The 6,126-nt window shown below is 43.1% G+C and carries 5 protein-coding genes; all 5 read left to right on the top strand.

Going from position 1 to position 6,126, the window contains the following annotated elements:
* The first annotated feature begins 141 nt into the window (after positions 1-141).
* The gene (locus AN619_RS11695) at positions 142-1,053 is read left to right on the top strand and encodes a glycyl-radical enzyme activating protein (RefSeq protein ID WP_242867394.1); all 912 of its coding nucleotides are present in this window, start codon (positions 142-144) and stop codon (positions 1,051-1,053) included.
* A 7-nt stretch (positions 1,054-1,060) separates the two neighbouring features.
* Positions 1,061-3,421, top strand: coding sequence for a trans-4-hydroxy-L-proline dehydratase (gene hypD / locus AN619_RS11690; protein ID WP_068557163.1), 2,361 nt, complete (start codon positions 1,061-1,063; stop codon positions 3,419-3,421).
* A 255-nt stretch (positions 3,422-3,676) separates the two neighbouring features.
* Positions 3,677-4,045 carry a holo-ACP synthase gene (gene acpS / locus AN619_RS11685; protein ID WP_068557161.1) on the top strand — a complete coding sequence of 123 codons (369 nt, stop codon included), beginning with the start codon at positions 3,677-3,679 and terminating at the stop codon, positions 4,043-4,045.
* 27 nt (positions 4,046-4,072) lie between these two features.
* Positions 4,073-5,626: a bifunctional ADP-dependent NAD(P)H-hydrate dehydratase/NAD(P)H-hydrate epimerase gene (locus AN619_RS11680; RefSeq protein WP_068557159.1), complete on the top strand. Its 1,554-nt coding sequence runs from the start codon at positions 4,073-4,075 to the stop codon at positions 5,624-5,626.
* 11 nt (positions 5,627-5,637) lie between these two features.
* Positions 5,638-6,084 (top strand): CBS domain-containing protein, encoded by a 447-nt coding sequence (locus tag AN619_RS11675; protein ID WP_068557157.1) that lies wholly within the window; start codon positions 5,638-5,640, stop codon positions 6,082-6,084.
* Positions 6,085-6,126 lie beyond the last annotated feature (42 nt).

Raw genomic sequence — 6,126 nt, 5'->3', positions numbered from 1 at the left:
AAAGAATTAATATTTGATACTTTCGTATCCAGCTTCGAAAGTGCCAAAATTTATTCAACCGTTAAAGAAGCTGTGCAGAGCTTCCTTGACAAAGATCAGGTAGCTTAGTCAAACTTGTAAAGTGGTAGATCTTTCTTTGAGGTGATTGATTTGGCAGTTGGAACTATATTCCATATTCAAAAGTATGCTATTCACGATGGACCGGGCATTAGAACTACCGTATTTTTCAAGGGATGCCCCTTGCACTGTGGATGGTGCCACAATCCCGAAAGCCAAAGTCCTCTACGGGAAATCATCTTTTTCCGTGACAAATGTATTGGCTGCGGAGATTGCTATCACGGTTGTGGAAACAATGGGATCTCATGGTTTCAAGGCAGGCCCGCAAGAGATAAGGGAAAGTGCTGTTTATGCGGAGCATGTGAGGAAAACTGTCCAACGGGAGCCATGGAGATGATAGGAAGGATGGTGACGGCGGGGGAAGTGATGGAGGAAATTGAAAAAGATAGGGTTTTTTATGAGGAATCCGGTGGAGGGGTCACCTTTTCCGGTGGAGAACCGCTGATGCAGCCAGGATTTCTTCATGCACTTTTAAGCAAGTGCAAGGAAAGAAAAATTCATACTGCTTTGGATACGTCGGGATATGTATCCTGGGAGACTCTGTCCAGAATATCTGCCAACGTAGATTTGTTTTTATATGACATAAAGCATACGGATGATCGGAGACATATGGAGCTGACAGGGGTGTCCAACAGGCAGATATTCCATAATTTAAAAAATCTTGCAGGTGCGGGCAAGAAGATTTGGATCCGGGTTCCTGTGATGCCCGGGTTGAACGATGATCAGGAAAATATGTTGAAAATAGCGGACCTGATGCATGCACTAAACTTAAAAGATATATTTCTGTTGCCATATCATAGGATTGCCACAGATAAATACGGGAGGCTGGGTAGAGTCTACTTGTTATCGGATCTTCAAACTCCCTCGGATGAATATATGCATGGGACAGTCGAAAGGCTGAGCGCTTATGGACTTAATGTAAAAATTGGAGGGTGATGGAGCCATGAATGAAAGAGTTGCAAAACTAAGGGAGCAAAGTGTAACGGCAATACCCCATATATCCATGGAGAGAGCCCAATTGGTTACGGAAGCCTATCAACGATATGCGGGAAAAGTTTCAATTCCGGTGTTAAGGGCCTTGACCTTCAAGCATGTAATGGAGAATAAAAAAATATGCATCCATGAAGGGGAATTGATCGTAGGAGAAAGGGGACCTGGGCCCCAAGCCACGCCCACATATCCGGAACTTTGCTGTCATACCATGGAAGATCTGCAAATCATGAATGACCGTGAGAAAATCTCTTTTAAAGTAAAGGAGGAAGCAAAAAAAATCCATAAGGAAAAAATAATTCCCTTTTGGAAGGGAAAATCCATGAGAGACTTGATCTTTGAGCAAATGACAGCTCAGTGGAAAGACTGTTATGAGGCGGGAATTTTTACGGAATTTATGGAGCAGAGGGCTCCCGGGCATACGGTAGCTGATGATAAAATTTATAAGAAAGGATTTTTGGATTTTAAAAGAGACATAGAAAAAAGCCTGGAGGCCATTGATTATGCCAATGATCGTGAAGCCTACAAAAAGCAGGAAGAATTAAAAGCTATGTTGATTTGTTGTGATGCCATAATCAGATTTGCTGAAAGACACGGGGAGAAAGCGCTGGAACTGGCGAAGGAGGAGAAAAATCCCGAAAGAAAAAAAGAACTGGAAGAGATCGCACAGATATGCAGATATGTGCCGGCAAATCCGCCGAGAAATTTTAGAGAAGCTCTGCAGATGTATTGGTTTGTCCATTTAGGGGTAATCATTGAGTTAAATACATGGGATTCTTTCTGTCCTGGAAGACTGGATCAACACTTATATCCTTTTTACGAGAAAGAAATGGCGGAAGGGACATTGAACCGTGAAAAAGCAAAGGAGCTGCTGGAATGTTTCTGGATAAAGTTCAACAATCAGCCGGCTCCTCCAAAGGTAGGAATAACTCTGGAGGAAAGCGGAACCTATACAGACTTCTGCAATATCAATATAGGAGGCGTAAAACCCGACGGGTCTGACGGTGTCAACGAGGTTTCCTACCTATTGCTGGAGGTCATTCGGGAGATGAGAATTCTTCAGCCTAGCACCAATATACAAGTAAGCAAGAAGAATCCCGATCAATTTGTTATCAAAGCTGCGGAAGTGATCCGGGAAGGAATGGGTTTTCCCTCCGTTTTCAATGCAGATGCAGTGATCCAAGAATTGCTTCGGCAAGGAAAATCCCTAGTAGATGCAAGATGCGGCGGTACCAGCGGATGTGTAGAAGTGGGAGCCTTTGGGAAAGAAGCTTATATCTTAACGGGATATTTCAATCTGGTAAAGATTTTGGAAATTACGCTGCATAACGGCATTGATCCCAGAACAGGAAAAAAGATAGGTATAGAAACGGGAGAACCGACGGAATTCAAATCCTTTGATGAACTCATGGATGCATACAGAAAGCAATTGCATCACTTTGTAGAAATAAAGATCAAGGGAAATCAGATGATTGAAAGCTTATATGCCGAATACATGCCTGCACCCTTTATGTCTATCGTCATTGATGATTGTATAACCCATGGAAAGGATTACAATGCAGGTGGCGCCAGATATAACTCCAGATATATACAGGGTGTTGGCATTGGAAGTATTGCGGATTGTCTCTCATCCATCCGGTATCATGTTTTTGACAAAAAAAATCTGACCATGGAAAAATTATTAAAGATACTAAAGGCTGATTTTAAGGGATATGAAAAAGAGCGCCAATTGTTCTTGAATAAGACGCCAAAATACGGCAATGATGATGATTATGCCGATGAAATGATGCTACAGGTATTTCATGCCTTTCATCATGCGGTGGACGGCAAGCCTTCCGTGACCGGTGGAACCTATCGAATAGAGATGTTGCCAACGACTTGCCATGTATATTTTGGCTCAGTGACGGGTGCCATGCCTGACGGCAGAAAAGCCGGGGCTCCCTTATCGGAAGGAATATCTCCTGTCCAAGGGGCAGATAGGCATGGCCCTACGGCAGTGATAAAGTCAGCGTCTAAGATGGACCATCTAAGGACCGGCGGAACATTGTTAAACCAAAAATTTCCTCCCCATGTGGTAGACGGGGAAGAAGGATTAGCCAAAATGAAAGATTTGATTCGGGCCTATTTTAAATTAGACGGACATCATATACAGTTTAACATTATCGATGGCAATACCTTAAGGGATGCCCAAAAGAATCCTGAGAAATATAAAACGCTGATTGTAAGGGTTGCAGGGTATAGTGATTATTTCAACAATCTCAACAAAGGTCTCCAGGATGAGATTATCGCAAGAACAGAGCATAAAAGTTTTTAACTATATCAAACTGGTTGCAGGATATGTACTGGGGCATGATGGACTTACCATGATCCAGCATATGTTTTTTAAAAGCACATCTATTTTGGGAATTCGCTGAGGGTTTTTATGAAAAGTGCATAGCCTTCCTATGCATTTTTCTCTTTTTAGAGATGCGGAAATTCGCTGAGGAAAAAGGAATTTATAATAAAAAATAGAAATATACACACATCATCTTTTTGCATTTTTGGAAAGAAGGAGGAAGGGTTTCTTTGGATGATTAAAGGAATAGGAATTGATATTATTGAAATACATCGAATTATCCTTGCTATCAATAGGAATAATAAATTTCTAGACAGGGTCTTCACGGCAGAAGAAAAAAAATATTTTGAATCTGCGGGCAGCGGTGCCGGTACCATTGCAGGAAACTTTGCAGCAAAAGAAGCGGTGCTGAAGGCTTTGGGGAGCGGCCTGAGGCAATGGAAATGGACGGATGTTGAGGTGCGAAGGGATTGTTTGGGAAAGCCGACGGTGGTTTTATATAACAAAGCGAAGATTTTTGCTGAAGAAAAAAAAATAAGAGAAATTCTTGTAACCATATCCCACAGCAGGGACTATGCTGTGGCCCAGGCAATCGCCATATAATTCATTTTTAAGGGGAGTAGGAGCATTATGAAAGTTGTGGATGGCATTGAAATGAAAAAGTTAGATCGAAAAGCAATGGAGGAGTACGGAATCCCGGGAGTGATCCTCATGGAGCATGCCGGGATGGCGGTGACAGAAGAAATCTTAAAGGACCTGGCCCATCAAGAAAACAAAGAAATCGTCATTGTATGTGGGACTGGAAACAATGGCGGTGACGGGGTTGTAGCAGCAAGACATTTGCATCAGAAGGGATTTCCTGTGAAGGTGAGGATTATTGGAGATATTGCAAGGATTTCAGAGGATGCAAAGATCAACTGTGACATATTGAAAAAATTAAGAGTGGACATAAAAACAATCATAGATTTCAAGGATGTGCCCAAGTTGTCCGAGGAGTTGAGCCGCTGCGGGGTCATCGTAGATGCTATTTTTGGCACGGGACTGAATAAAGAAGTTCAAGGACTTACCAGAGAGGTTATTCTTGCAGTCAATCGAACCAACACATATGTTCTGTCCATAGATATTCCCTCGGGGGTTCGAGCTTCTGACGGCCATATATGCGGTATCGCCGTGAAAGCTGACAAAACCGTTGTGCTGCAGCTTCCCAAAATCGGAAACATTCAATTTCCAGGAGCAGATTATGCTGGTGAGATGGTGGTAAAAGACATAGGAATCCCCCATGAGGCTATTGAGAAATCAAATTTTCCCATAAACCTTATTACAGCAGACATGGTGCAGGCCATCCTGCCTCAGAGAAGGAAAGACACCCATAAAGGAAATTATGGAAAGGCTTATATTGTGGCAGGATCTACGGGAATGACAGGTGCAGCCATGCTGACCTGCGAGGCAGTTTTAAGGAGCGGGGCCGGTTTGCTGAAAGTGGCCATTCCCCAGAGTTTAAACAACATCATGGAGGTGAGGCTTACGGAAGCCATCACCGTGCCTCTGCCGGAACTGAAGAAAGGTGTTGTGGGAATCAGCGATATAGAAAAAATCATAAAGACTATGCAGGAAAGCGATGTGATTGCTGTGGGACCCGGCAGCGGACAAACCCGGGAATTGGAAGAAGTATTAAGAAATATATTTGAAGCAGCTACCATCCCTATTGTATTGGACGCCGATGCATTAAATGCCTTGGCCCACAGGCAGGAAATATTAAAACTGATAAAATCTGCAGCGGTGCTGACACCCCATACGGGAGAGATGTCGAGACTGACCAATATTCCCGTGGAAGAAATCAATCGAAATAGGATTCAAATTGCCTTAGAGTTTGCGAAAAAATGGAATGTCATTCTTATTTTGAAGGGTGCCAGAACGATTGTGGCATCACCGGACGGCAAGGTATTTGTCAATACCACGGGGAATCCAGGCATGGCTACGGCAGGCAGCGGTGATGTCCTGACAGGTATTGTCACAGGACTTTTAGCCCAGGGCATTCAACCCATAAAAGCAGCCATTGCAGCCGTCTATCTTCATGGCGTTGCCGGAGACAGAGCTGCAGCCAGATTGGGTGAATATGGCCTGATCGCTGGAGATATTGTTTTAGAGCTGCCTTATGCCATCAAAGAAATTGTGGGAAAATAGGAGGAATGGAAATGAAAGCCAAAGAGATCATGAATCGAAAGGTAATTGCCGTAAATCAAGAAATGACCGTAGATGAGGTGGTAAAAATCCTGCTGGACCATGGGATCAGCGGTGTGCCTGTTGTGGAAGAGGACGGCAGGGTGGTTGGAATCGTGTCAGAAACGGATTTGATTTATCGGGAAAAAAGGCTTCACCTGCCAAGTTTTATTTCAATTCTTCAAGGAATTGTATTTTTAGAAAGTACGAAAGATTTAGAGCGTCAAGTGAAAAAAATGGCGGCCTATAAGGTGAAGGACGTTATGACAAAGAATGTGATTACGGTCTCAGAAGATGCAGCGCTGGAGGATGTAGTGGATATCATTATTGATAAAAAAGTCAATAGGGTGCCTGTAACAGATTCGAAGGGCAAATTGTTGGGCATCATTACTCGCTCCGATATTTTGAGGCATATAATCTAAATTTCCACGTAAAGATTACTATAGTAATCTTTACGTGGAGGG

The sequence above is a fragment of the Thermotalea metallivorans genome (genome assembly GCF_001562415.1).
GTDB lineage: Bacteria > Bacillota > Clostridia > Peptostreptococcales > Thermotaleaceae > Thermotalea > Thermotalea metallivorans.
Note: the sequence above shows the minus strand (reverse complement) of the source record. Positions and strands in the feature narration are given on the sequence as shown.

Bases quoted from the DNA above. Each gene is read 5' to 3' on its own strand.
- hypD (WP_068557163.1), top strand. From the start codon at position 1,061: ATGAATGAAAGAGTTGCAAAACTAAGGGAGCAAAGTGTAACGGCAATA.
- acpS (WP_068557161.1), top strand. From the start codon at position 3,677: ATGATTAAAGGAATAGGAATTGATATTATTGAAATACATCGAATTATC.
- AN619_RS11680 (WP_068557159.1), top strand. From the start codon at position 4,073: ATGAAAGTTGTGGATGGCATTGAAATGAAAAAGTTAGATCGAAAAGCA.
- AN619_RS11675 (WP_068557157.1), top strand. From the start codon at position 5,638: ATGAAAGCCAAAGAGATCATGAATCGAAAGGTAATTGCCGTAAATCAA.